The sequence below is a fragment of the Sphingobium bisphenolivorans genome (assembly GCF_000412635.1).
Taxonomy (GTDB): Bacteria; Pseudomonadota; Alphaproteobacteria; order Sphingomonadales; family Sphingomonadaceae; genus Sphingobium; species Sphingobium bisphenolivorans.
Genome location: NZ_ASTG01000001.1, coordinates 175,217 through 199,945, shown reverse-complemented (window position 1 = coordinate 199,945; position 24,729 = coordinate 175,217). Strand labels below are relative to the sequence as shown.

Genomic DNA, 24,729 nt, shown 5'->3' with positions numbered 1-24,729 from the left:
GCTGCTCCCTCAGCGCGCCATATCGCTGCCACCGCTGACCGCGCGCCGGCTTGCCAAACCCATCAATACGAAAGCGACGGCTGACGCTGCGACATTCGCCACCGCCGCGCCGGTCGTGCCATAAATCGGCAGCAGCGCCGCTTGCAGCCCCAGCAGCAAAGCCGTCGCCGCGAAGGTGATCCGCAAGGAGAGGCTGGCGCGATCGGTCGCCATCAGCAACGGCCTGTAGCTGACTCCCACCAGATCGATGCAAGCCGCCACGCCCAGCAGCAGGAGCAGCGGGTAGGCGGGCAGGAAGTCCTTGCCGGCGATCAATCCCAGCAGCGGATGCCCGATGAACAGGATCAACGCGATGATGACGCCCCCTGCCAGCAGCGCCAATCGGTTCGTCCTCCTGAACAATGTGCCCAACGCCTCCGCTCCGTGACTGGAATGGGTGCGGCTCAGTTCGACGAAGATACTGCGGGAGAGCATGCCGGAAATTTTCGTCAGCGCATTCGCAAGCTGGTTGGCGAGCCGGTACAGGCCGGCGCCCACTGGCCCCACGAACAGCCCGACCACCAGAACGGCGACCTGCTGCCCCACGGAGGAGAGCGTGGTTTGCAGGTTGGTCGCCGTCAGGAAGCCGACGATGCCGGGATTTTCCCTCGCCGCGTGATGCGCTTTCCCGGCGCTCCAGCTTCCCAGCCGGACGCCGCCGACGCGCAGCGCCAGCGCCCAATAGGTGATCGCGCAGAGTAGTTCGGCAGCGGCCCAGGCGATCAGGAAGCCCGTGATGTCAGGCCTCATAACCCAGGCTGTGCCCGCGCCGATCATCCGGCCCACCGGCACCATGGTATCGGCGATCGCGCCGGAATCGAAGCGATCGAAGAGTCGCAGGATGCCCGTGGGGCTCGAACGGATCGTGATCATCATGACCATGCAGAACAGCCATGTTTGCCATCCCATGCCGGGGGACAGCTCCATCAGCGGCCCGAACGCCAGGATGATGACGGCCGCGATCAGACCGCCTGCGGCTGCCGATGCGAGGTCGATCAGGATGCAAAAGCGCAGCACGCGGTTGAGTGCGTCATGATCGCCAGCCGTCAGGTGGCGCTGGCCGTAGCGGACGACGATCTGCCAGCTGTCGAAGCCGACCAGTGCCTTGATGACATTGGCGGCGCTCAGCACCAGGGCGAAGCGGCCGAAGTCGGAAACGCCCAACGTGCGCGTGACGATCGCCAGATAGGCAAGGCTCAGCACCGCGCCCACGCCCTTGCCGCCCAGCAGCCAGCCGGTATTCGCCAATATGCGGGCGAAGCCTTCCTGAGCGCCTCCCGACCCGCGCTTGTTCATCACTGACGTTCCGGCCTTTCACTGCAATGCCGAGGGACCGGCGTGCGCCTATCTATGTTTGGGGAGCGAGTGATGCAACATGGCTGTCCCTGACCGGCGCTTTGCTCTAAAGCGCGGCGCCATGAGCATCACCAAAGCCATCATCCTTTCCGCAGGGCAGGGTTCGCGCCTTCTTCCGCTGACGCGTGACGTGCCCAAGTGCATGATCGACTTCAATGGCCGCACGCTGATCAGTTGGCAGGTCGCCGCGCTGGTGGCGAACGGCGTGACCGACATCGTCGTCGTCACGGGCTTTCGAACGGAGCGGGTCGAGGATCACGCCCTGCAACTCTATCGCGACACCGGCGCGCGCATCCGCACGCTGTTCAACCCCTTCTTCCAGGTGGCGGACAATCTGGGCACCTGCTGGATCGCGCGGGAAGAGATGGACCGCGACTTCATCATCCTGAACGGGGACACCATCATCTCGGATGAGATCGTCGCCCGCCTGATCGGCGGGGCGCAGGATGCCATTACCGTCACAGTCGATGTCAAGGCGGGTGACTATGACGATGACGACATGAAGGTGAACCGCGATGGCAGCGGGCGGCTGCTCGCTATCGGCAAGCGGTTGCTGCCGCCCGACACCAATGCCGAATCCATCGGCATGCTCGCCTTCACTGGTGAGGGACCGGCGATATTCCGCAACCAGATCGACCAGATGATGCGCACGCCCGAAGGCGTCGAGCGCTGGTATCTGCGCGCCATCGACATCATAGCAAAGGGCAACCGCGTCGGCACCGTGTCGATCGAGGGACTAGACTGGCAGGAAGTTGATTTCCCGCAGGATGTCGAGGCGGCGAAGACGCTTACCGCCCGCTGGCTGGCGGAGGGTCGCTACGCGAAATAGGCTTTGAGCCAGGCGGATAAGGTGGCGATCTGCCCGGCGTCTAGCTTCGTTGCGCTTCCGAGGTCAGGTTGCCCCGGCCAACCGGCGTCATTGAGGGCGATGCCCGCATGTTCACGGCTGCCCTCATATCGCGGCACGACGTGGAAATGGACGTGGGGGTCGACCATCATCAGCATCAGATAGTTGATCTTCTGGAATTGCACGGCCTCCGCCAGCCCGCTCTCGATCGCCTTGGTGATGACCGCCAGTTCCGCATGTGCCGCGGCGGGCAGGTCACCGAAGGCGGTCGCATCGGATTTCGCCGCCAGCACCAGCGAGCCCAGCGTGGGTTGCGCCGGGCGCAGCAGCACCACCCAATGCTCGAAATCGGCGATCAGCGTTTCGGGAAAGCCGAACCTCTCGATCGTCTCGTTCACGCCTTTGCCTCCATCCAACTGACGATCGGCCGACCCGAGCGCCGCGTGGCATAAGCCTGCGCCAGCCGGACCGCGTGCACCAGCAGCGAAATCATAGTCCACCAGGCGACCGCGATCAGTCCGACGTCCGGCCGCCCGGCCAGCAGGGCGAAAAAGAGGATCACCATATTGGGGTTGCGCCGGGCCGTGATCAGCCGGAACCACGTGTCGAACCTGCCCCAGACATGGATGTCCATGCCGAAATCCTTGATGAACAAGCCTTCGATCAGCCGTTGGAGCACATAGCCTCCGACAATCGCCCCCATGATCAGCATGAACTTCTGCGGAGAGAGCGCCAGCCCCCAAGCTGACAGGCCCACGCCCCAGAAATACCACCAGAAGGGCGGGTGGATCAGATCGACGCCATGATCGGCGACATTGCCCCATTTGGACGAGGTGATGGTGCAGCGGGCCAGCTTTCCGTCCACGGTATCCAGCACCATGAAGATGAAGCCGGCCAGCATCCCGCTCCAGTAAAGACCCTGCGCAAAGAGATAGGTCGCAAGGACGCACAGCGTTGCCCCGACCGCGGTCACCATATTGGGCGTCATGCCGATCGCCGCCGCCCCCCGCGTCAGCCACAGCGCCAGTTCGGGCCAGAGATATTTGGTGAGAAGGTCGGTAACGCCCTTATAGGCGCCGAAATAGCTGCGCCGCTCGATTTCGCGCCGGGTTGCAGGTGTGAGCTCCCGGACGAATGGCTGCTCCAGCTTGCGGAGTTGGCGGTTGTAGAGCTTTCGGCCGTCGGAAAGGTCAGTGATATGGGTGGCGCACAAGGGATCTTCGCCAGCAGCTACCTGACCAACGATCAATTCACCGTCCCAGGCGAATGCGGCGCCTGGTTCGGCCAACACCAGTCGGAGAAGCAGGGGATCGAATACGTAGCGAAGATTGAAGATCAGTCGGTGACCCGGGGCAATAGGCTTTTCGCCGACGACGCTTGCCGTTAGTCGACGGCATCTTTCCGCATTGGGCACACCCCAGATACGTGTCTGGTTATCATTCAAGAACTCCACTTGGTCGTCGAAAGCCATCATTCCTCCAGGCGGGCGGGAGAGTGCACCCGACTGCTGCGCTAGCCAGAAGCGCACCGATATTCCAGCTTGCAATGGGCGCCGCGAAATTTAGAGGGGCGCCAGGCGAGCGACACGGCTGGAATGTCGCGCCACAGTCGGGAAGGAACATCTTTTGATTGGATGGTACGCAACCAGCTTCAATCCTGCAAAAGCGAGCATTAGGCTTCGCCTGCTTCAGCCAATGGCGTATCTGAGGGAAAAAGGTATCGATACGGAGTTGTTCGATCGGAAAAAGGGGGTGGGTGCATATGAAGCTATCCTCTTTTCCAAATCGCTTCAGTCCGCCACCCTGACCTTAGCGCGAGAAGCCAAGGCGGCCGGAACTCGGGTCATTTTCGACATTTGCGACAATATCTTCGAAGCCAAGGACACTCCCGCTAAGGCGCGCAAGGTTGAACGGTTGCGACAAATCTTATCGCTTGCCGATATCATCATCTATGCCACTCCTGCCCTAAAGGAGCAGATCAGCAGTCGGGTTCCTCGGATAGGAGCGTTACAGCTCGTCATACCCGATATGCTAGAGGAACTGGAGAAGCTGGGCGGACGCCTCTCGCTTAAGGAGCGATTCGACCTGACGCGATTGGCCCGCTTTCATCGGACCCATGCCGGTGCGCTGCACTGTGTGTGGTTCGGCAAGTGTCAAGGAAGCAAGTCAGGGCTCGTCCATGTTCACGCAGCAGTAAGAGAGTTGGAGCTGTTTTCCCGCTCCCACAAAGTGACGCTGACCATTATCGGAGATCAGCGGACGCGCTATTGGAGTGCGGCTCGCAAATGGGATATTCCGCATTTCTATCTCCCATGGACCCTCAGCAGCTTCTCGCCGGCGATGAAGATGCACAATGTGGCCATCGTGCCTGTGGAGAAGAACGACTATACCGTGGGCAAGACGATCAATCGGCCTGCTACTGCGCTGCGCGCGGGCCTCGGCGTGATTGCCGATGCTATCCCCGCCTACGAGGAACTGCGTCCTTTCATCGTGCTCGATGATTGGCAGCAAGGATTGCACCGGTACTGCACGACGCATCCTCGCGACGATGCCGGTTGTCAGGCTGCGCGAGAGCATATCGCTTCTCTTTATGGTGCCGATGCCGTGGGGTCTCAGTGGCTGGCGCTGGTGAGGTCGATGCAGAGCGAGGCGAAGGCTTCGGCCCGGATGGCTATTCTCGATTAATCGACATGAAGCGGGCTATCGCCTCTGCTTGCCGTTCGGATGCAGGGCGGTCTCCGATGCTCGCAGACAATGCGAAGCGCTCTTTTTGAAGCTTTGCGAATTCCGGCTGACGCATCCTGGCCCTAGCAAGAGCTGTTTCCAGATCGGCCAGCCTGTCCACTACTTGGCCCATGTGCCAGTGCGCAAACTGTTCCCGTCGATGCCAATCGATATTGGTGAAATTAGTGAACACGCATGGTCGGGGCTGCCGGATGAACTCATAAACCTGACTAGATATATCACCAAGATAGATGTCCGCGCTGTTCGCGTAGGTCATGTCGATCGAATAGCGGCTACCGCGGTCGATACGGATCGTCTCCGCTGAGGAACTAAGGAAACGGCCCGCCCTGCTTTTAACATGTGGTGCTATAATGAAGTTGAAGCTCCTTAAACTCTCCAGATGTCGCAGGATTTCTTCGGCATGGTCGTGCCATGGGGATAGCGCTGGGTCGAAATGGGGATTGTAGAGTATCACGGGATTGTCATTTGGAAAGAAGCGCTGCGGGCTGCCCATTAATTCAAATTTAGAGTAGCCGGTGACCTTGCAGTTGTCAGGCGTGGCGAGGCCTCTGGCGATCAGGCGTTCGCGGTCCTTTTCCCCCATGACTAGGGTCAGGTCATATGCGGCGTGCCGTGGATTATAGCCGCCTTCCCGGTCGCCGGCGCCATGTTTCAAGTGGATCATCCGCGCGGAAAAGCCGGGGACCCGACGCAGGTGTGCGGAAGACACTTCTGTGGTGGCAATATAGGGGAAAGTCAAAAGGCGGTCATAGTTCATCAGGAGCACCGCCAGACGCGAGGGAAGCCGGAACAGGGAATCGGGCGAGAAAGGCGGCTGTCGAAGTGTCCGGAGAATGAGTGACTGTTCAGGGTCGAAGCTGCTGATAAATTCGAGCATATGGCGCGAAGGTGAAAGGACTGAAACTTCGACCGGGTAGGTGCGCGCCAATCGGAGCGCCCCGGGGAGCCAATGAAAAATTTGGTGCGCTTCCGAAATGGCTAGGAAAGCGATCTTCGCCAATGCATGCTCCTGACGGTGAGATGAATTTAGCCCATGGGGGGCGGCGCGAGCTTTGGCAACTCGCTCCACCTAAGGGCTGGACCTTTTCCTGATCTTTGCTATTGCGCCGAGCCATTGCAACCCAGCTGCGCATCACGACATCTGCGAGGTAGCGAATAACATGGCCGAATTCTCCCTGCCCAAGAACAGCAAGATCACTGGCAAGGGCGTGAACCACAGGGCGCCTGACAGCGCCAAGAACGTCAAGAGCTTCAAGGTCTATCGCTATGATCCGGATTCGGGTCAGAACCCGCGCTATGACACGTTCGAGATCGACCTGGATAATTGCGGGCCGATGGTTCTGGACGCGCTGCTGAAGATCAAGAATGAATATGATCCGACGCTGACCTTCCGCCGCTCCTGCCGCGAGGGCATCTGCGGTTCCTGCTCGATGAACATGAACGGCAAGAATGGCCTCGCCTGCACCACCTCGATCGAGGAATGCGCGGGCAAGGAAGTGCGCGTCACGCCGCTGCCGCATATGGACGTGATCAAGGACCTGGTCCCCGACTTCACGCACTTCTATGCGCAGTACAACAGCATCAAGCCCTGGCTGCAAACCGTCAGCCCCGCGCCGAGCGGCAAGGAGCGGCTGCAATCGCCCGCCGACCGCGAAAAGCTGGACGGGCTTTACGAGTGCATCCTGTGCGCCTGCTGCTCGACCAGCTGCCCGAGCTACTGGTGGAACAGCGACAAGTTCCTGGGTCCCGCGATCCTGCTTCAGGCCTATCGCTGGCTGGCGGACAGCCGCGACGAATATACCGGCGAGCGTCTTGACGAGCTGGAAGATCCGTTCCGCCTGTACCGCTGCCACACCATCATGAACTGCGCGAATGTCTGCCCGAAGGGCCTCAGCCCCGCCAAGGCGATCGCCGAAACCAAGAAGATGATGGTCGAACGGCAGCTTTGATGCCGTGGCCCGGGCGCCGCAACCTTTAAGGCCGCTTCTCGACGGACCCTGGGCGGGCTGGCTGGCCTGGTCCGATCCGGTGGCTGGCACCTTTCTGGAAGCGGCGATCGGCACCAGCTATTCACGCCCGGCGGGGGAGGGGAGGGCGATAGTCATGCTGGAAACCCGGCCGGATCATGCCAACCGGCTGAATGCATTGCATGGCGGGTTCCTGTCCGGCTTCGCCGACCATGCTCTGTTTGCTGCACTGGCCGCGATGGGGCGGCCTGAGCAGATGGCGGCGGTGACGGTCAATCTTAACATGCAATATTGCGGCGCGGGGCGGGTCGGGCCCAATCTGCAGGCCGATGTCGACCTGCTTCGGGAAACCGGCCGCCTGATGTTCTTGCGGATGACCATCTCTCAGGAAGATGTGCTGATCGCGGCTACCAGCGCGACCGTGCGGAAGGCTGCCGAGCGTAAATGACCGCTGTCATCGACAGGTACAGGGCGCTGGTCGCCGCCGGCGAATTGCGCGCCGATCCAGACCAGGAGGCCGCCGCGCTGCGCCTCGATCAGTTGCAGCAGCAGTTGGAAGCGGTTCCGCCGCGCGGTTCGACTCTGTGGCGGCTGCTGCGAAAGCCGCCCGAACCGCCGCGCGGCCTCTACATGTGGGGCGGCGTCGGCCGGGGCAAGTCGATGCTGATGGATCTCTTCTTCGATACGGTGAAGGTCCAGCGCAAGAAGCGCGCGCATTTCCATGAATTCATGCTCGACGTGCACGCCCGTTTGGCGGAGGCGCGCAAGTCGGAAACGGGCGATCCGATCCCCCCCGTCGTCGAGTCGCTTGCCGAAGAGGCGCGGCTGCTCTGTTTCGACGAGATGGTGGTCAACAATATGGCGGACGCCGCGATCATGTCGCGGCTGTTCACCGGATTGATGGAGCAGCGGGTGACGATCGTCACCACCTCCAACCGCGAGCCCGACGAACTCTACAAGAACGGCCTCAATCGCCAGCTTTTCCTGCCCTTCATCGACCTTATCAAGGCGAAGCTCGATGTCATGACGCTGAACGGGCCGACCGACTATCGGCGCGATCGCCTGGGCGACGCGAAGCTCTGGCATTCCCCGAACGGCCCCGCCGCGACCGAGGCGCTGTCGGCGGCTTTTTTCCGCCTGACCGACTATCCGGTCGAGGATCGTGCCAAGGTGCCGATGGAAGAGATCGCCGTGCAGGGCGGCCGCACGCTCCACGTGCCCAAAAGCCTCAAGGGTGTCGCGGTCTTCTCCTTCAAGCGGCTGTGCGTGGAAGCGCGGGGCGCGCCCGACTATCTCGCCATTGCGCGCAAATATCACACGGTGATCATCGTCGGCATTCCGATCCTCGGCCCGGAAAAGCGCAATGAGGCGGCTCGCTTCGTCACGCTGATCGACGCGCTCTACGAATATAAGGTGAAGCTGCTCGCCTCGGCCGATGCGGAGCCGGCACGCCTTTATCCCGAAGGCGACGGCGCTTTCGAATTCGAGCGTACGGTATCCCGCCTGATCGAGATGCAGTCGGACGATTATCTGGCTCTGGGCCACGGCCCCAAATAGCGGATTAAACCGCTGCCTTTTCTTCGGGCGCCTCGTCCGGACTGTCGCGCTTAATCGTGGCGCTCATCGGTTGTTCATCATCGTCGGCAAAAATGCCCGGACGCCTCCGCCCGGGAAGCGTCCGGCAATTGGCCGCTGTGGGGAGAGGATCATGCGCCAGGGTAGGAGCGCGTGAGCGACAGGGCTGAAAAGCTCATTAATGCAACTGCGAATGAATTGCAAAGATAAATCGCATCTTGATTGTTTCGCAGGTTGAAACCTCGGCCATATCGGCCTAAGCGGGCGGCAATTCCAATATTCGAGCTTGGAGGATTGCATATGGCCCGTAAGAAGATCGCGCTCATCGGCGCTGGCAATATCGGCGGCACGCTCGCGCATCTCGCAGCCCTCAAGGGTCTGGGCGATATCGTCCTGTTCGACGTCGTGGAAGGCGTGCCGCAGGGCAAGGCGCTCGACCTGTCGCAGTGCGGCCCGGTCGAAGGCTTCGACGCGAAGATCATCGGCACCAACGACTATGCCGACATCAAGGACGCCGACGTCATCATCGTCACCGCCGGTGTCGCCCGCAAGCCGGGCATGAGCCGCGACGACCTGCTGGGCATCAACCTCAAGGTCATGAAGGCTGTGGGCGAAGGCATCAAGAACAACGCTCCCGATGCCTTCGTCATCTGCATCACTAACCCGCTCGACGCGATGGTATGGGCGCTGCGCGAATTTTCCGGCCTGCCGCACAATAAGGTCGTCGGCATGGCGGGCGTGCTCGACTCCGCCCGCTTCAGCCACTTCCTGGCCGAAGAATTCCAGGTGTCGGCGAAGGAAGTAAACAGCTTCGTGCTCGGCGGCCATGGCGACACGATGGTTCCGGTCGTCGAATATTCGACCGTCGCCGGCATCCCCATCCCCGACCTCATCAAGCAGGGCCGCTCCACCAAGGAGCGCATCGACGCCATCGTCCAGCGCACCCGTTCGGGCGGCGGCGAGATCGTCGCACTGCTCAAGACCGGTTCGGCCTTCTATGCGCCTGCCACCAGCGGCATCGCCATGGCTGAAGCCTATCTGTTCGACCAGAAGCGCCTGCTGCCCTGCGCAGCGAACCTGACCGGCCAGTATGGCGTCGACAATCTCTATGTCGGCGTGCCCGTGATCATCGGCAAGGACGGCGTCGAGCAGATCGTCGAGATCGACCTCAACGACGAAGCCAAGGCGAACCTTCAGGTGTCGGTCGACGCGGTCAAGGAACTGCTCGAAGCCTGCAAGGGCATCGATTCCTCCCTCGCCTGATTTCAAGAGCTGCACCGGTCTGTCCCAGGTGAGTGCGCAGCCTTGGGCAGGCCGCTTCGACCCAAAGTGCCACGTCCACAGAATGTAAAGGGACTAACATGTCCATTCTGGTGAACAAGAACACCAAGGTCATCACCCAGGGTATGACCGGTGCCACCGGTACCTTCCACACCGAGACTGCGCTGGCCTATGGCACGCAGATGGTCGGCGGCGTCACCCCCGGCAAGGGCGGCACGACCCATATCGGCCTGCCCATGTTCGACACCGTCGCCGAGGCCAAGTCGAAGACCGGCGCCGACGCATCGGTGATCTACGTGCCGCCGCCGTTCGCGGCCGATTCGATCCTGGAAGCGATCGACGCCGAAATCCCGCTGATCGTCTGCATCACGGAGGGTATTCCGGTGCTCGACATGGTTCGCGTGAAGCGCGCCCTGTCCGGCAGCAAGTCGCGCCTGATCGGGCCGAACTGCCCCGGCCTGCTGACCCCGGGTGAGTGCAAGATCGGCATCATGCCCGGCAACATCTTCTCGAAGGGCAGCGTCGGCGTGGTGTCGCGTTCGGGCACGCTCACCTATGAAGCCGTGTTCCAGACCACCAATGCGGGCCTGGGCCAGACCACCGCTGTCGGCATCGGCGGCGACCCGGTGAACGGCACCAACTTCATCGACGTGCTGGAACTGTTCCTGGCCGACGATGCCACCGAATCGATCATCATGATCGGTGAAATCGGCGGCGACGCGGAAGAACAGGCTGCCCAGTTCCTGATCGACGAAGCCAAGAAGGGCCGCAAGAAGCCGATGGCCGGCTTCATCGCGGGTCGCACGGCGCCTCCGGGCCGTCGCATGGGCCATGCCGGCGCGATCGTGTCGGGTGGCAAGGGCGACGCCGAGAGCAAGATCGCTGCGATGGAAGCAGCGGGCATCAAGGTCGCTGCCAGCCCGTCGGAGCTGGGCACGACCCTGCTCGAAGTGCTGAAGGGCTGAACTAGAGCCGACAGGTGAAGCGGCCGGGCTGCACCCCGGCCGCCTGCTACCCCGCTTCGCGACTGCACGCGACGGATGGGACGGAAGACGATGGGTTACGAAAATCAGGATTTCGAGATCGAGCGCGGACCGAGCTGGGCGCGCACCAACTGGCCGCCGGTCGAAACCGACGACCTGACGGGCGCGCTTGATCCGACACAGATGCAGGTGGCCGTGAAGGCCGCCGCCAAGGCTTCAGGCAAGGCGGTTTCGGACGCTGACGCCGTCAGCGCGGCCGATGATGCAATCCGGGCGCAGCTGTTGATCCGTACATATCGCGTGCGTGGTCACCTGGCTGCCAATCTTGACCCGCTGGGGTTGACCCATCGTGAGCTTCCGGCGGACCTGACGCCCGAATATCATGGCCTGACGGACCTTGAGAAGAAGATCTATCTCGGCGGTACGCTGGGCCTGCAATATGGCACGGTGCGCGAGATCGTCGCCATTCTGCGCGCCAATTATTGCGGCAATGTCGGCCTTGAGTACATGCACATCGCCGATGTCGAGGAACGCGTGTTCCTGCAGGATCGGATGGAAGGCAAGGACAAGGAAATCCACTTCACGCCCGAGGGCAAGAAGGCGATCCTGTCCAAGGTCATCCAGGCCGAGCAGTATGAGAAGTTCCTGGGCCGCAAATATGTAGGCACGAAGCGCTTCGGGCTCGACGGTGGCGAGTCGATGATCCCGGCGCTTGAAGCAATCATCAAATATGGCGGCGCGCAGGGCATTCGCGAGATCGTTTACGGGATGGCCCATCGCGGCCGCCTGAATGTGCTCGCCAACGTCCTGGCCAAGGGCTTCCGCGTCATCTTCCACGAATTTTCGGGCGGCACCGCCAATCCCGAGGATGTCGGAGGTTCGGGCGACGTCAAATATCACCTCGGCACCTCCACCGACCGCGAGTTCGACGGCGCCAAGGTCCATATGTCGCTGGTTCCCAACCCTTCGCACCTTGAGACGGTCGATCCGGTGGTGCTGGGCAAGGTGCGCGCGCAGCAGACCTTCCGCGACGACCTGGGCAAGCATCAGCAGGTTCTGCCGGTGCTGATCCATGGTGACGCCGCCTTCGCCGGCCAGGGCATTGTCTGGGAATGCTTCGGCTTCTCGGGCGTTTCGGGCTATAATACCGGCGGCTGCATCCATTTCGTTGTGAACAACCAGATCGGCTTCACGACCTCGCCCCAATTCTCGCGCGGCTCGCCTTATCCGAGCGACGTGGCGAAGGGGGTTCAGGCGCCGATCCTGCACGTTAACGGCGACGATCCGGAGGCCGTCACCTTCGCGTGCAAGCTGGCGGTCGAATATCGCCAGACCTTCCACCGCGACATTGTGATCGACATGTGGTGCTACCGCCGCTTCGGCCATAATGAAGGCGACGAGCCGAGCTTCACCCAGCCGCAAATGTATGCACGCATCCGCCAGCATCCGCCCGTCAGCGACGTCTATTCGGCGCGGCTGAAGGCCGAAGGCGTGGTCGACGATGATTTCGTTAACGGCGTAACCGGCGATTTCGTCAATCACCTGGAGGAAGAGTTCGAGGCGGCGAAGAGCTACAAGGCCAACAAGGCCGACTGGTTCGCCGGCCGCTGGTCGGGCCTGCACAAGCCGGCCGACGCCGAAACCGCCCGGCAGAGTGTCGACTCCGCGATCAGCCAGAAGCTTTTCGACAGCCTCGGCAAGACGCTGACGACCGTTCCTGAAGGCCATAATGTCCATAAGACGCTGAAGCGCGTGATCGACGCCAAGGCGGAGATGTTCAGGACCGGTGAGAATTTCGACTGGGCGACCGGCGAGGCGCTGGCTTTCGGCTCGCTGCTGTCGGAGGGCTATGGCGTTCGTCTTTCGGGTCAGGATTCGGGTCGCGGCACCTTCAGCCAGCGGCATGCGGTCTGGGTCGACCAGGATACCGAGAATAAATATATCCCGCTCTCGACCGTGCCGCACGGCCGGTTCGAGGTGCTGGACAGCCCGCTCTCCGAATATGGCGTGCTCGGTTTCGAATATGGCTATGCGCTTGCTGACCCGAAGAGCCTCGTGCTTTGGGAAGCGCAGTTCGGCGACTTCGCCAACGGCGCGCAGATCGTGTTCGATCAGTATATCGCGTCGTCGGAAACCAAGTGGCTACGCTCCAACGGCCTGGTCTGCCTGCTGCCGCATGGTTATGAAGGGCAGGGCCCCGAGCATAGCTCGGCTCGTCTGGAGCGCTTCCTTCAGCTGTGCGCCGAAGGGAATATCCAGGTCGCGAATATCACGACGCCCGCCAATTATTTCCACGTCCTGCGTCGTCAGATGCTGCGGCCGTTCCGCAAGCCGCTGATCATCATGGCGCCCAAGTCGCTGCTGCGCCACAAGCTGGCCGTCAGCAAGGCGGAGGACTTCCTGGGCGCGACGCATTTCAAGCGGATTCTGTCGGACCCCCATGGGGCCGCCGACAAGGATACGCGTCGTCTGGTCCTGTGTTCGGGCAAAGTCTTCTACGACCTTCTCGAAGCGCGCGATGCGGCCGGGGACACGGATGTGCAGATCGTTCGCGTAGAGCAGATCTATCCGTTCGCGACCGAGGCTCTGGGCAAGCGCATCGAGCGCATGACCAACCTGGAGGAAGTGGTCTGGTGTCAGGAAGAACCGCGCAACAACGGTGCCTGGTTCTTCGTGGAACCCTATATCGAGGAAGCTCTGGCGCAGGCCGGCAAGGCACCGATGCGCGCGCGCTATGCGGGCCGCAAGGCGGCTGCCTCGCCAGCCACCGGCCTTGCCAAGCGGCATGTCGCCGAACAGGGCGCCCTCGTCGCCGATGCGCTAGGTCACAGCGTTCGTGAAGAAATCCGTCGCCAGAAGAAAGGCTGAGACAGCTCATGGCAACCGAAGTTAAGGTCCCCACGTTGGGCGAATCCGTTACCGAAGCAACCGTCGGCCAGTGGCTGAAGAAGCCGGGCGAGGCCGTGAAGGCTGACGAGCCCATCGTTTCCCTCGAAACCGACAAGGTCGCGGTGGACGTGCCGGCGCCTGCCGCCGGCGTGCTGGGCGATATCGTCGCCAAGGAAGGCGATACGGTCAATGTCGGCGCTCTGCTGGCCTATGTGAATGAAGGCGGCGCGGCCGCTGCTGCGCCTGCGGCTGCCCCCGCACCCGCCGCGAAGGCGGAAGCGGCTGCACCCGCACCGGCCGCGTCCGCACCGGCGGACGAGGATGAAGGCGGCAGCCTGACTCTGTCGCCCGCCGTGCGCCGCCTGGTGCTGGAACATGGCCTCGACCCTAGCAAGATCAAGGGCACGGGCAAGGACGGCCGCCTGACCAAGGACGACGTGCTTGCCGCTGTCGCCGCCGGCACGGCCAAGGCCGCTGCTTCGGCTCCGGTCACCGCGCCTGCGGCTCCTGCGCCCGCCGCTGGCCCCAGCCGCGCCCAGGAGCGGGTCAAGATGACTCGCCTGCGCCAGACGGTGGCGAAGCGCCTCAAGGAAGCGCAGAACAATGCGGCGCTGCTCACCACCTATAATGACGTCGACATGACCAACGTCATTGAGGCGCGCGCGAAGTACAAGGACCTGTTCGAGAAGAAGCATGGCGTCCGTCTGGGCTTCATGGGCTTCTTCACCAAGGCCGTCTGCATGGCGCTCCGCGACATTCCGGGCGTCAACGCGCAGATCGAGGGCGACGAGATCGTCTATAACGACTTTGCCGACATATCGGTCGCCGTGTCGGCCCCGAACGGCTTGGTCGTGCCGGTGATCCGCAATGCGGAGTCGCTGAGCGTCGCCGACATCGAAAAGACGATCGGCAGCTTTGGCAAGAAGGCTAAGGAAGGCACGCTCACCATGGAGGATATGAAGGGCGGCACCTTCACCATCTCCAACGGCGGCGTGTTTGGATCGCTGCTGTCCAGCCCGATCATCAACCCGCCGCAGTCAGCTGTGCTGGGCCTGCACCGCATCGAGGATCGCCCGGTCGTCCGCGACGGCCAGATCGTCATCCGCCCGATGATGTATCTGGCGCTCAGCTATGACCATCGCCTGATCGACGGCCGCGAAGCAGTCACCTTCCTCGTCGCTGTGAAGAATGCGATCGAGGATCCAACCCGCCTGCTGATCGACCTGTAAGACATCACGTCAGAGGATGAATACGATGGCTGAATTCGACTATGACGTTCTGGTGATCGGCGCGGGTCCCGGCGGTTATGTGGCCGCGATCCGCGCGGCGCAGTTGGGGCTGAAGACCGCCTGTGCCGAAAGCCGCGAGACGCTGGGCGGCACCTGCCTCAACGTCGGCTGCATTCCGTCCAAGGCGCTGCTGCATGCGTCGGAGCTTTATGAGGAAGCCGCGAACGGCTCGCTCGCCAAGCTGGGCGTCAAGATCGACAAGATGAGCCTGGACCTCGACACCATGCAGGGCCAGCGCAAGGATGCGGTCAAGGGTCTGACCGGCGGCATCGAATTTCTGTTCAAGAAGAACAAGGTCGATTGGCTGAAGGGCCTTGCCACCTTCGCCGGCGCCAACACTGTCGAGGTAGCCGGCAAGACGGTCACGGCGAAGAATATCGTCATCGCCACCGGCTCGTCGGTGACGCCGCTTCCGGGCGTGCAGGTCGACAATGAAGGTGGCAAGATCGTCGATTCGACCGGTGCGCTGGAGCTGGACAAGGTTCCCGATCATCTGGTTGTCGTCGGCGGTGGCGTCATCGGCCTGGAACTGGGTTCGGTGTGGCGCCGCGTCGGGGCGAAGGTGACCGTGGTCGAGTTTCTCGACCAGATCCTGCCCGGCATGGACGGCGAAGTTCGCAAGGAAGCGAACAAGATCTTCAAGAAGCAGGGCTTCGACTACCGGCTTGGCACCAAGGTTACGGGCGCGGAAGTCGGCAAGAAGGGCGTGACCCTGACGGTCGAGCCTGCCGCCGGTGGCGAGGCCGAGAAGATCGAGGCCGATGTCGTGCTGGTCTCGATCGGCCGTCGTCCCAATACCGAGGGCCTCGGCCTCGACAAGATCGGTCTGGAACTGAATGCGCGTGGCCAGATCGAAACCGATCATGACTTCGCGACGAAGGTTCCGGGGGTCTGGGCGATCGGTGACGTGATCCCGGGTCCGATGCTGGCGCACAAGGCCGAGGATGAGGGCATCGCCGTCGCCGAAAATATCGCGGGCCTCACCGGCATCGTGAACCATGACGTGATCCCCTCGGTCGTCTACACCAAGCCCGAGATCGCGGGCGTGGGCCTGACCGAGGAAGCGGCCAAGGAAAAGGGCGCGGTCAAGGTCGGCAAATTCCCGATGATGGCGAACAGCCGCGCGAAGACCAATCATGAGCCGGACGGCTTCGTGAAGGTGATCGCTGATGCCGAAACCGACAAGGTGCTGGGCGTCTGGATCATCGCTTCGGTGGCCGGCACGATGATCGGGCAGGTCGCACAGGCGATGGAGTTCGGCGCGTCGAGCGAGGATATCGCCTATACCTGCCACGCGCACCCGACGCACAGCGAAGCGATCAAGGAAGCGGCGATGGCCGTCACGGGCAAGCCGATCCACATGTGATCGGCTCTGCCGTGCAAAGAAACAAGCCGCTCCTCGGGGCGGCTTTTTTCATGTCAGCCGTTGATCGCCCGTCCCATACCGATCGCCGCCAGGTCGGATGAAGCAAGGGCCCGCCGAACGCTCAGCCGGTTTCGCCCGCGCGCCTTGGCGTCGTACAGGGCCTCGTCCGCGCGCCTGATAGCCTCGTCGATGGAAGCGTCGCCGCGCTGGACGGTGGACAGGCCGAAGCTGGCCGTCAGGCGGCGGTCCAGCGCCAGCTCCGCGCTGACATCTTCGGCGAAGCTTTCCCGGACATCGTTCGCGACATGTGCGGCCTGCGCGGCGTTCATGCCGGGCAGGAACAACAAAAATTCCTCGCCGCCAAGTCGTGCGACGATGGCGCCTTGTGGAGCGGCCCGATGCAATAGCGCGGCCAAAGCAGCGATCACCTGATCGCCCTGCGCGTGCCCGAACGCGTCGTTGACCGCCTTGAAATGATCGATATCGCAGACGATGACGCTGCCGTCGGGCACGGCACTGCCGGGCAGCTTGGCAAGCGCGGCATCCAGGCCGCGCCGGTTGAGCAAGCCCGACAGCGGGTCGATCCATGCCTCCCGCTGATATCGGGCGAGCAGGTCGATGACATTGGCGCAGAGCGCTGCCAGCGCGAGGAAGAGGCCGAAGACGCAGGCAAGCGCCTGCATCAGGAAGGCATATTGGCTGCTGGAGAAATCAGCTCCGCTGGTCAGCGTCAGCGGCACGGTGCTGCCGCGCGCCAGATTGTCGAGCGCCACCAGAAAAGCGGCCCCGAACAGCACCCGGTCCGGCCAACGCGCCAGATGATCCTTGCCCGCAACCAGCGGCACGCCGATCAGCAGGAAGCAGCCGAAATCCGACGCCACCAGTTCGAGTTGAAGATTGCCGCGGACGATCGCAGCCCAGCACAGCAGGATCGAGCCGCCCCAGATCGCCAATCTCGTTCCCGCCAGCCAACGCGGCCGCCAGCGCTGCAGCAGCGCCTCGCTGAACAGCAGGAAGCCGGTGGCGAATAGCATATCGGCCAGCAGGCTCCACAATACGGAGGGGAAAGCGGCGTAGCCCGCCGGCACCGCAAAACCGCCCGCGATGCAGAAGAAGGCCGCGCTCCAATAACCCGCAGCGCGCACCCGCGAACTCCAGAGGAGGAGGAACATGAAGCCGAAACTCGCCATCATGATGGGGAGAAAGAAGGCGAAATTTTCTCCCATCCTGGCGATGTTTCCTCATCTGAAAAAAATGCGACGGGACCGTCCGCCTGTCGTGAGGCGACGGGTAAGGCGCCGTCCTTAACAAAAGCTTCCGGATTGGATGAAATGTTCATCCGGAACGGATGAACTGAAGCGGCGTTCCTGTGGCGGTCGGCGGATCAGCGTGCCGGCCAGCCTTCGAGCAGAGGGAGCAGTTCATCGAAATGGTGGATGATCGCGTCCGCCTCCAATTGCTCGACCGGCCCGTCGAGAAAGCCGAAGCTGACCGCGATACTGGGGATGCCCGCATTGCGCGCGCCGGCAATGTCGTTGATCGTGTCGCCGAGGAAGATCGCCCTGCCGCCGCCGGCTCGCTCGATCATGGCGTGGATCGGAGCGGGGTCGGGCTTTGCGACACCCACCGTATCGCCGCCCACGATGCTGGCGAACCGATCCGACAGGCCGATCTGGTGCATCAGCGGAATGGTGAAGCGCTCCGCCTTGTTGGTGCAGATGGCGAGCTTGACGCTGGCTGCTTGCAGCGCGTCCATCATTTCGATCAGGCCGGGATACGGCCGGGAGTGAATGGCGAGATTCTGCTCATAATAATCGAGCAGCACGGGCAGCGTCTTCGCCAGCGTCGCCTCGTCATAACCGCCGGATGCATCGAGCGCGCGGGTCAGCATCACCTTGGCGCCCTTGCCGACGAAGGGCTTTATTTCCTCGACGGGGAAGCTAGCCCGCCCCAGCGTACCAAGCGCATAGTTCACCGCCGCGGCAAGGTCGCCGCTGGTATCGAGCAGGGTGCCGTCGAGGTCGAAGCCGACTATGTCGAAGGGGATGCTTGCCATGGCCGGCTCATGCCGCCTGCGCGGTGGCCAAGGCAAGTCAAACGTGGCAGAGAGCGCTGAGATTCTTGGCCCCCTCTGTCGGAAGGATGCCCCACCGTGACCCTCAGCCGCCCCTTAGCCGTCATCATCCTCGCCGCCGGGCAGGGCACGCGCATGAAATCGGGCAAGCACAAGGTGCTGCATCCGGTCGCCGGCCGTCCGATGCTGCTCCATCTGCTCGCCAGCGTGGCCGAGTTGCAGCCGGAGCGGCAGGTGGTGGTGGTCGGCGCCGGCCGCGAGCAGGTGGAAAAGGCGGTTGCGGGTGGCAATATCGCCATCGCCGTGCAGGAGAAGCAGCATGGCACAGGCCATGCCGTAGCGCAGGCACATGACGCGCTGGCGGGATTTGCTGGCGACATATTGATCCTCTACGGCGACGTGCCGCTGGTGCGGGCGGAAACCATGCGGTCCATGCTTGAAAGGCTCAATCAGGGCGACGAGCTTCGCGCGGTGGTGTTGGGCTTCCGGCCGGAGGACGCCGCCGCTTACGGGCGGATCGTCGCGGATGGTCAGGGTCTGATCGACAAGATGGTCGAGTATAAGGACGCGGACGCCGCCGAGCGTGCGGTGACGCTGTGCAATTCCGGCCTGATGGCGGTACGCTCGACCGACCTATTCGTGCTGCTGGACAAGATCGGCAACGACAATGTGGCGGGAGAATATTATCTGCCTGACATTGTGATGCTCCCGGGTTCTCGCAGCGCCGTGATCGAGGCGGAGGAATGGGAAGTAGCGGGCGTCAACAGCCGCGCCGAACTGGCTGCGGTGGAGGCCGTCTGGCAGGAGCGCCGCCGCGCCGAAGCGATGCGCGACGGGGCGACGCTGATCGCGCCAGAAACGGTGTTTTTCGCCCATGACACTGTGATTGGCCGCGATGTCGTGATTGAGCCTAATGTCGTATTCGGCCCTGGAGTGACCGTGGCCGATGATGTGGCGATCCGTGCCTTTTGTCATATCGAAGGCGCGACAATCGGCTCCGGTGCGGAGATCGGCCCCTATGCGCGCCTCCGCCCCGGCGCGCAGATTGGCGCCAGGGCCAAGGTCGGCAATTTCGTTGAGGTCAAGAAAGCCGAGCTGGGCGAGGGCGCGAAGGCCAATCACCTCTCCTATATCGGTGATGCGATCGTGGGGCCGGGCGCGAATATCGGCGCGGGCACCATCACCTGCAATTATGACGGCTTCTTCAAATATAGGACGGAGATCGGCGCGGGCGCTTTCGTGGGATCGAACAGTGCGCTGGTCGCCCCGGTGAAGATCGGTGACGGTGCGATCGTCGCCGCCGGCAGCGTCGTCACCAAGGAGGTGCCGGCCGACGCACTTTGCCTCGTCCGTCCAGAGCAGCAGGGCAAGCCCGGCTGGGCTGCGGCCTTCAGGGCCAGGATGCAGGCGCGTAAAGCGGCAAAGTGACTTTGCTCTCCGGCCGCTGGCGGTGGCTGAAAATCCTTGTGCTGCTGCTGGCTCTTACACTCGGGCTGGCCGGCTGGATGCTGATGAACGCCAGGGCGATGCCCGTCGTTCGGCGGATGGACATCGCCTTGCCCTTTCCCGCGAGCGCTCCCCCTCGGCCTGTCACCGTCGCGCTGCTGACGGACAGCCATCTGTCAGGGCCGGACAACAGTCCTGATCGGATGTCGCGGATCGTCGCGCAGATCAATGGCTTGAGGCCGGATCTCATTCTCCTCGGCGGCGATTATATCGGTGATCCCAAGGGCGGGGCAACCTATGGGCCGGAGCCGAGCATCGCGCCATTTGCCGGACTGCATGCGCCGCTTGGCGTGTTGGCGGTGCTCGGCAACCATGACGCACGCAAGCATTCGGGTATCCGCCGCAAGCAGTGGCGCGCGCTGTTCGCCCGCATCGGCATCCAACTGCTCGACGACAAGGCGGTGCGCCGGGGACCGCTGGTGATCGGCGGTTTGAAGGACATTTACAGCAGCCAGCCCGACATTCCGGCTACGCTGGAGAAAATGCGCGGGCTGGGAGGTGCGCCGGTCTTGCTGTCGCACGGGCCTGATACCTTCCCGCTGCTGCCCGATCAGCCGCTGCTGGCGCTCGTCGGCCACACGCATTGCGGTCAGATCGCCTTTCCCTTCATCGGGATTGTCTATGTGCCATCGCGCTATGGAACGCGTTATGCCTGCGGAATTTATCGGGAAGGCGCGCGCACGATGGTCGTGTCGGGGGGCGTGGGCACCAGCGGTCTGCCATTCAGGATGCTCGCGTCGCCGGATATCTGGCTGGTTACAATTCGTCCACGTTGAAGCGGCGCTTGGCGCGCGCGGGTTGAACGTGGCATAGGCGGCAAAACATTATTTTTCACGGCTTTGGGGCAGACAATCCATGTGCGGCATCATCGGGATCGTAGGGCGGGACGACGTTGCGGAGCGGCTGGTCGAGGGCCTCAAGCGGCTGGAATATCGCGGCTATGACAGCGCCGGCGTTGCGACCATCCATGACGGCGCGATCGACCGCCGCCGGGCCGAGGGCAAGCTCGCCAATCTGGTGAAGGAACTGGTCGCGGCACCGCTGCCCGGCACCACCGGCATCGCGCACACCCGCTGGGCCACCCATGGCGCGCCGACGACCAGCAATGCACATCCCCATGCGACGCGCGAAGTGGCGCTGGTCCACAATGGCATCATCGAGAATTTCAAGCCGCTGCGCGAGGAACTGATCGCGCGCGGCCGCAGCTTCGACAGTCAGACCGATACGGAAGTCGTCGCCCATCTGGTGAGCGAACTGGTGGAGCAGGGCGCATCCCCTCGGGAAGCGGTCGAGAAGGTGCTGCCGCGCCTGCATGGCGCCTTTGCGCTTGCCATCCTGTTCCGCAGCCATCCGGACATGCTGATCGGCGCGCGGCTGGGGTCGCCCTTGGTCGTCGGCTATGGCGAGGGGGAAACCTATCTTGGCTCCGACGCGCTCGCTCTGGCCCCGCTCACCCAGCGAATCGCTTATCTGGAGGAGGGCGACTGGGTCGTCATCACGGGGGAGGGTGCGGAGATTTTCGACAAGGACAACAATCCGGTCGAGCGCCCCATCACCATCTCCGGCGTGACCGGCGAGCTGATCTCCAAGGGCAATCACCGCCACTATATGCTCAAGGAGATTTACGAGCAGCCCGTGGTCGTGGCGCAGACGTTGCGCTCCTACCTCCAGCGGATGGAGGATCGGGTGTCGCTGCCGGTGCCCGACTTTGACCTCAGCGCCATCCGCCGCATCACCATCGTCGCCTGCGGCACCAGCTATTATGCCGGCATGGTCGCCAAATATTGGGTCGAGCAGTTCGCGCGCGTCCCCGTTGATATCGATGTGGCGAGCGAGTTCCGCTACCGCGCGCCGGTGATGGAAGATGGCGGGTTGATGATCGTTATCAGCCAGTCCGGCGAGACGGCGGATACGCTGGCGGCGCTGCGCCATGCTCGAGCCGAGGGGCAGAAGATCGCCGCCGTGGTCAACGTCCCCACCAGCACCATGGCGCGCGAGGCGGACCTGCTGCTCCCCACCCATGCCGGGCCGGAGATCGGCGTCGCCTCGACCAAGGCCTTCACCTGCCAGCTCGCGGTCCTTGCGGCCTTCGCCGCGAACATCGCGCGGGCCAAGGGGCGGCTCGACGAGAAGGCGGAAAAGGAACTGGTCCGCCACCTCGCCGAAGCGCCCGCCGCATTGAACGGCGCGCTCGCCTATGACGAGTCGATCGAGGGCATGGCGCATCTGATCGCGGGCGCGCGCGACGTGCTCTATCTGGGGCGCGGGCCGGACTATCCGCTGGCGCTCGAAGGAGCGCTCAAGCTCAAGGAGATCAGCTATATCCATGCGGAGGGCTATGCCGCTGGCGAGATGAAGCATGGTCCGATCGCGCTGATCGACGACAAGGTGCCGGTGATCGTGCTGGCGCCGAGCGGCCCGCTGTTCGAGAAGACCGTCAGCAACATGCAGGAAGTGCAGGCGCGCGGCGGCAAGGTGGTGCTGATCTCCGACTATGACGGGGTGCAGGCGGCGGGCGAGGGCTGCATCGCCACCATCACCATGCCCAAGGTGCACCCGCTGATCGCGCCGATGGTCTATGCCGTGCCGGTGCAACTGCTCGCCTATCATGTGGCGGTCGCGAAGGGCACGGACGTCGACCAGCCGCGGAATCTCGCCAAGTCCGTCACCGTAGAGTGATCACAGGCGAATGAAGCGATAATGGTCGCGGATACGGCGGTTGAAGAAGCTGCCCTTGGATGATGCCTGCTGCATGTCCGCGACCAGCTTCTCCGGCACGTCGAAATAGCTGTACCGCTTGCCGCTGACGAACTGCACGTCCAGCCGGTGCTCGGCGCGATCATAGTCGAAGCGTTGGATGACCGTCGAAGGCATGAAGGCTGTAATGATCGGCGGTGGACGATGTTTCCGAACATCCGGAAGCGGTCTGGAAGCCTCGAGACATTGCCACCACCAAGCACGTCACCCCGGGCCCCGAGCCGGGGTCCCGCTAGTCTTCAAAAATTCTGCCCTCGCCTAAGAAGCGGGACCCCGGAGCAGGTCCGGGGTGACGAAATAGGAAGTGTCGGCTCACCCTTGCCGTCATGCCAGCGAATGCTGGCATCTCCATCAATAGGGCCCGACCAAGCCTTGCAAGATTCCGGCCTGCGCCGGAATGACGGCAGGGGGCTGTCCTCCGTCCACCCTCATCCCGTCGTCACCCGCCGCCCGGCGCGTTGTGGCCGCCTGCCGGCACTGGTCCGCCGCTTGGCGCATGGGCGTGGTCCGGATTGCTGTCCCATTCGATGTGATAAAGGTCGAAGCGCCTGTCGCGCAGGTTTCGAACCGTGCCTTCCGCCCGCGCCCAGCTGAGGTCGGCGAGGTTCACGTCCGCCATCGTCAGCGTCTCGACATTCTCCGTCGACTCCGCGGCAATGCCGTCGCGCGCGAAGGGAAGATCACAGGGCGTCAGTATCGCGCTCTGCGCATATTGAATGTCCATATTATCGACATTGGGCAGGTTGCCGACATTGCCCGACATGACGACATAGCATTGGTTTTCGATCGCCCGCGCCTGCGCGCAATAACGCACGCGCATATAACCGAGGCGGGAGTCGGTGCAGAAGGGCACGAAGATGATCCGCGCGCCCTGGTCCACCAGCCTGCGGGCGAGTTCGGGAAATTCGCTGTCATAGCAGATGAGGACGCCGATCGGGCCGCAGTCGGTCTGGATAACGTCCAGCGAATCGCCGCCCTTGATGTTCCACCAAAAGGCTTCGTTGGGCGTCGGGTGGATTTTTTCCTGCGTATGGACCGACCCGTCGCGCAGGGCGACATAGGCGATATTCTGGATGTCCCCATCGTCCGCGCGCGTGGGGTGGGACCCGCCGATGATGTTGATATTATATTCCAGGGCCATCCGCGTCAGTTCCTTGGTAAGGCGCGGCGTGTAGCTGGTGAGCCGGTCGATTGCCTCCAGGGGCGTCAGTTTCTTCGTCTCGAACGAGAGCAGGGGAAGCGTGAAGAGTTCGGGGAAGACAATGAAGTCGGAGCGATAATCCGCCGCCACATCGACGAAATATTCGATGTTGCGGACGAATTCATCAAAGTCCTTCACCGCGCGCGCCTGAAGCTGGCAGGTGGCGAGCCGGACGCTCTCAACCCCGCGCGGAACCCGCATTTCGGGCGCTTCATCGGGGTCGACATAGGGGTTGCGCCACACAAGATGCGCGGCATGGCCGTCCGACTGCTTGTCCTCCGGCAAATAATTTTGCAGCACGCCGAGCGGCTCGAACTGGTTCTTGAGCTGAAAGCTGATCACCTGATCGCGCAGCTTGCCGTGGACCACTCGCTCCAGATAGTCCGCAGGCCCGTCCACCCGGCGCTTGGCGCGGGCATAGCCTGGCATGCGGCCGGCGATGACGATGCCGTGCAGGTCGAGCTGCTCGGCCAGTTCCTTGCGTTCGTCATAGAGGCGCTGGCCGATGCGAAGCCCCCGCAGCTTGGGGTCGACCGCCATTTCATAGCCATAGAGCCATTCGCCCGCCGCGCTGTGCCGTGTGCCGAAGCCATTGGCCGTGATTTCCTCCCAATCGTGGGCGGAGAAGGCCATTGTCTTGCTGACGCGCATGGTCGCGCAATAACCGACGATCCGGCTGTCATAGAGCGCGACGAAGCAGCCGTCGGGGAAATTGTTGATCTGCCCGCGAATGGTGGCGAGCGAATAATTGGGCATCCCGGGATAGACGCGGGCGACCAGCCGCTGGATGCCGCGCACGTCGGACGGCACCGCCGCGCGAACTTCCAGGCGTTTCTTCGTGGTGGTCGTCATCCC

21 protein-coding genes are annotated in these 24,729 nt (G+C 62.9%); 13 read left to right on the top strand and 8 right to left on the bottom strand.

Features of this window, described 5'->3' with window-relative positions:
* Positions 1 to 9: 9 nt before the first annotated feature.
* Positions 10 to 1,335 carry a lipopolysaccharide biosynthesis protein gene (locus L858_RS0101065; RefSeq protein ID WP_022681292.1) on the bottom strand — a complete coding sequence of 442 codons (1,326 nt, stop codon included), beginning with the start codon at positions 1,333 to 1,335 and terminating at the stop codon, positions 10 to 12.
* Between the two features lie 121 nt (positions 1,336 to 1,456).
* Between L858_RS0101065 and L858_RS0101060 the strand changes: the two genes are divergently transcribed.
* Positions 1,457 to 2,224 carry a phosphocholine cytidylyltransferase family protein gene (locus L858_RS0101060; RefSeq protein WP_022681291.1) on the top strand — a complete coding sequence of 256 codons (768 nt, stop codon included), beginning with the start codon at positions 1,457 to 1,459 and terminating at the stop codon, positions 2,222 to 2,224.
* Here L858_RS0101060 and L858_RS0101055 read toward each other — a convergent pair.
* Entirely contained in the window at positions 2,212 to 2,640 is a 429-nt protein-coding gene (locus tag L858_RS0101055; protein WP_022681290.1) for an HIT family protein, read from the bottom strand. The genes L858_RS0101060 and L858_RS0101055 overlap by 13 nt on opposite strands.
* Positions 2,637 to 3,713: a CDP-alcohol phosphatidyltransferase family protein gene (locus L858_RS0101050; protein WP_238564892.1), complete on the bottom strand. Its 1,077-nt coding sequence runs from the start codon at positions 3,711 to 3,713 to the stop codon at positions 2,637 to 2,639. The genes L858_RS0101055 and L858_RS0101050 overlap by 4 nt, the downstream gene beginning before the upstream one ends.
* A 154-nt stretch (positions 3,714 to 3,867) precedes the next feature.
* Here L858_RS0101050 and L858_RS0101045 point away from each other — a divergent pair, with 154 nt between their 5' ends.
* Complete coding sequence (locus L858_RS0101045; RefSeq protein ID WP_152639748.1) at positions 3,868 to 4,926, top strand: hypothetical protein; 1,059 nt, start codon at positions 3,868 to 3,870, stop codon at positions 4,924 to 4,926.
* On the opposite strand, the gene L858_RS0101040 is transcribed toward L858_RS0101045, so the two are convergent.
* A complete protein-coding gene (locus L858_RS0101040) occupies positions 4,913 to 5,986 on the bottom strand; it encodes a hypothetical protein (RefSeq protein ID WP_022681287.1) in 1,074 nt (357 codons plus the stop codon). The two genes, L858_RS0101045 and L858_RS0101040, sit on opposite strands and share 14 nt — an antisense overlap.
* A 160-nt stretch (positions 5,987 to 6,146) precedes the next feature.
* Here L858_RS0101040 and L858_RS0101035 point away from each other — a divergent pair, with 160 nt between their 5' ends.
* The 8 genes from L858_RS0101035 to lpdA all read left to right on the top strand — a co-directional run bounded on the left by L858_RS0101035 (position 6,147) and on the right by lpdA (position 16,336).
* Positions 6,147 to 6,935 carry a succinate dehydrogenase iron-sulfur subunit gene (locus L858_RS0101035; protein WP_022681286.1) on the top strand — a complete coding sequence of 263 codons (789 nt, stop codon included), beginning with the start codon at positions 6,147 to 6,149 and terminating at the stop codon, positions 6,933 to 6,935.
* Positions 6,936 to 6,939: 4 nt separating this feature from the next.
* Entirely contained in the window at positions 6,940 to 7,401 is a 462-nt protein-coding gene (locus L858_RS0101030) for a PaaI family thioesterase (protein ID WP_022681285.1), read from the top strand.
* Positions 7,398 to 8,510: a cell division protein ZapE gene (zapE, locus tag L858_RS0101025; RefSeq protein WP_022681284.1), complete on the top strand. Its 1,113-nt coding sequence runs from the start codon at positions 7,398 to 7,400 to the stop codon at positions 8,508 to 8,510. Before L858_RS0101030 ends, zapE begins: the two co-directional genes overlap by 4 nt.
* Before the next feature lie 318 nt (positions 8,511 to 8,828).
* Positions 8,829 to 9,791: a malate dehydrogenase gene (gene mdh / locus L858_RS0101020; protein WP_022681283.1), complete on the top strand. Its 963-nt coding sequence runs from the start codon at positions 8,829 to 8,831 to the stop codon at positions 9,789 to 9,791.
* 98 nt (positions 9,792 to 9,889) lie between these two features.
* The gene (sucD, locus tag L858_RS0101015; protein WP_022681282.1) at positions 9,890 to 10,774 is read left to right on the top strand and encodes a succinate--CoA ligase subunit alpha; all 885 of its coding nucleotides are present in this window, start codon (positions 9,890 to 9,892) and stop codon (positions 10,772 to 10,774) included.
* Positions 10,775 to 10,864: 90 nt separating this feature from the next.
* On the top strand, positions 10,865 to 13,660 hold the full coding sequence (locus tag L858_RS0101010; protein WP_022681281.1) for a 2-oxoglutarate dehydrogenase E1 component: 2,796 nt from the start codon (positions 10,865 to 10,867) through the stop codon (positions 13,658 to 13,660).
* Positions 13,661 to 13,668: 8 nt separating this feature from the next.
* Positions 13,669 to 14,910: a 2-oxoglutarate dehydrogenase complex dihydrolipoyllysine-residue succinyltransferase gene (odhB, locus tag L858_RS0101005; RefSeq protein ID WP_022681280.1), complete on the top strand. Its 1,242-nt coding sequence runs from the start codon at positions 13,669 to 13,671 to the stop codon at positions 14,908 to 14,910.
* 25 nt (positions 14,911 to 14,935) lie between these two features.
* Entirely contained in the window at positions 14,936 to 16,336 is a 1,401-nt protein-coding gene (gene lpdA, locus L858_RS0101000) for a dihydrolipoyl dehydrogenase (protein ID WP_022681279.1), read from the top strand.
* Positions 16,337 to 16,389: 53 nt separating this feature from the next.
* On the opposite strand, the gene L858_RS0100995 is transcribed toward lpdA, so the two are convergent.
* Positions 16,390 to 17,562, bottom strand: coding sequence for a GGDEF domain-containing protein (locus L858_RS0100995; RefSeq protein ID WP_022681278.1), 1,173 nt, complete (start codon positions 17,560 to 17,562; stop codon positions 16,390 to 16,392).
* A 158-nt stretch (positions 17,563 to 17,720) separates the two neighbouring features.
* On the bottom strand, positions 17,721 to 18,392 hold the full coding sequence (locus L858_RS0100990) for an HAD family hydrolase (protein ID WP_022681277.1): 672 nt from the start codon (positions 18,390 to 18,392) through the stop codon (positions 17,721 to 17,723).
* 153 nt (positions 18,393 to 18,545) lie between these two features.
* Between L858_RS0100990 and glmU the strand changes: the two genes are divergently transcribed.
* From glmU to glmS, 3 genes are all read left to right on the top strand, one after another.
* A complete protein-coding gene (glmU, locus tag L858_RS0100985; RefSeq protein ID WP_051132575.1) occupies positions 18,546 to 19,838 on the top strand; it encodes a bifunctional UDP-N-acetylglucosamine diphosphorylase/glucosamine-1-phosphate N-acetyltransferase GlmU in 1,293 nt (430 codons plus the stop codon).
* A 77-nt stretch (positions 19,839 to 19,915) separates the two neighbouring features.
* Positions 19,916 to 20,692 carry a metallophosphoesterase gene (locus tag L858_RS0100980; protein ID WP_081643266.1) on the top strand — a complete coding sequence of 259 codons (777 nt, stop codon included), beginning with the start codon at positions 19,916 to 19,918 and terminating at the stop codon, positions 20,690 to 20,692.
* 79 nt (positions 20,693 to 20,771) lie between these two features.
* Positions 20,772 to 22,595 (top strand): glutamine--fructose-6-phosphate transaminase (isomerizing), encoded by a 1,824-nt coding sequence (glmS, locus tag L858_RS0100975; RefSeq protein WP_022681274.1) that lies wholly within the window; start codon positions 20,772 to 20,774, stop codon positions 22,593 to 22,595.
* Here glmS and L858_RS0100970 read toward each other — a convergent pair whose 3' ends face one another.
* Positions 22,596 to 22,790: a KTSC domain-containing protein gene (locus L858_RS0100970; protein ID WP_022681273.1), complete on the bottom strand. Its 195-nt coding sequence runs from the start codon at positions 22,788 to 22,790 to the stop codon at positions 22,596 to 22,598.
* Between the two features lie 322 nt (positions 22,791 to 23,112).
* Complete coding sequence (locus L858_RS0100965; protein ID WP_022681272.1) at positions 23,113 to 24,726, bottom strand: carbon-nitrogen hydrolase family protein; 1,614 nt, start codon at positions 24,724 to 24,726, stop codon at positions 23,113 to 23,115.
* Positions 24,727 to 24,729 lie beyond the last annotated feature (3 nt).

What these genes read in the sequence shown, in the direction of transcription:
- glmS (WP_022681274.1), top strand. Translation starts at nt 20,772, where the DNA reads ATGTGCGGCATCATCGGGATCGTAGGGCGGGACGACGTTGCGGAGCGG.
- L858_RS0100995 (WP_022681278.1), bottom strand. Translation starts at nt 17,562, where the DNA reads ATGGGAGAAAATTTCGCCTTCTTTCTCCCCATCATGATGGCGAGTTTC.
- glmU (WP_051132575.1), top strand. Translation starts at nt 18,546, where the DNA reads ATGAAATCGGGCAAGCACAAGGTGCTGCATCCGGTCGCCGGCCGTCCG.
- sucD (WP_022681282.1), top strand. Translation starts at nt 9,890, where the DNA reads ATGTCCATTCTGGTGAACAAGAACACCAAGGTCATCACCCAGGGTATG.
- lpdA (WP_022681279.1), top strand. Translation starts at nt 14,936, where the DNA reads ATGGCTGAATTCGACTATGACGTTCTGGTGATCGGCGCGGGTCCCGGC.
- L858_RS0101050 (WP_238564892.1), bottom strand. Translation starts at nt 3,713, where the DNA reads ATGGCTTTCGACGACCAAGTGGAGTTCTTGAATGATAACCAGACACGT.
- L858_RS0101035 (WP_022681286.1), top strand. Translation starts at nt 6,147, where the DNA reads ATGGCCGAATTCTCCCTGCCCAAGAACAGCAAGATCACTGGCAAGGGC.
- L858_RS0100970 (WP_022681273.1), bottom strand. Translation starts at nt 22,790, where the DNA reads ATGCCTTCGACGGTCATCCAACGCTTCGACTATGATCGCGCCGAGCAC.
- L858_RS0100990 (WP_022681277.1), bottom strand. Translation starts at nt 18,392, where the DNA reads ATGGCAAGCATCCCCTTCGACATAGTCGGCTTCGACCTCGACGGCACC.
- zapE (WP_022681284.1), top strand. Translation starts at nt 7,398, where the DNA reads ATGACCGCTGTCATCGACAGGTACAGGGCGCTGGTCGCCGCCGGCGAA.
- L858_RS0100980 (WP_081643266.1), top strand. Translation starts at nt 19,916, where the DNA reads ATGCTGATGAACGCCAGGGCGATGCCCGTCGTTCGGCGGATGGACATC.
- L858_RS0101060 (WP_022681291.1), top strand. Translation starts at nt 1,457, where the DNA reads ATGAGCATCACCAAAGCCATCATCCTTTCCGCAGGGCAGGGTTCGCGC.
- odhB (WP_022681280.1), top strand. Translation starts at nt 13,669, where the DNA reads ATGGCAACCGAAGTTAAGGTCCCCACGTTGGGCGAATCCGTTACCGAA.
- L858_RS0101010 (WP_022681281.1), top strand. Translation starts at nt 10,865, where the DNA reads ATGGGTTACGAAAATCAGGATTTCGAGATCGAGCGCGGACCGAGCTGG.
- L858_RS0101065 (WP_022681292.1), bottom strand. Translation starts at nt 1,335, where the DNA reads ATGAACAAGCGCGGGTCGGGAGGCGCTCAGGAAGGCTTCGCCCGCATA.
- L858_RS0100965 (WP_022681272.1), bottom strand. Translation starts at nt 24,726, where the DNA reads ATGACGACCACCACGAAGAAACGCCTGGAAGTTCGCGCGGCGGTGCCG.
- mdh (WP_022681283.1), top strand. Translation starts at nt 8,829, where the DNA reads ATGGCCCGTAAGAAGATCGCGCTCATCGGCGCTGGCAATATCGGCGGC.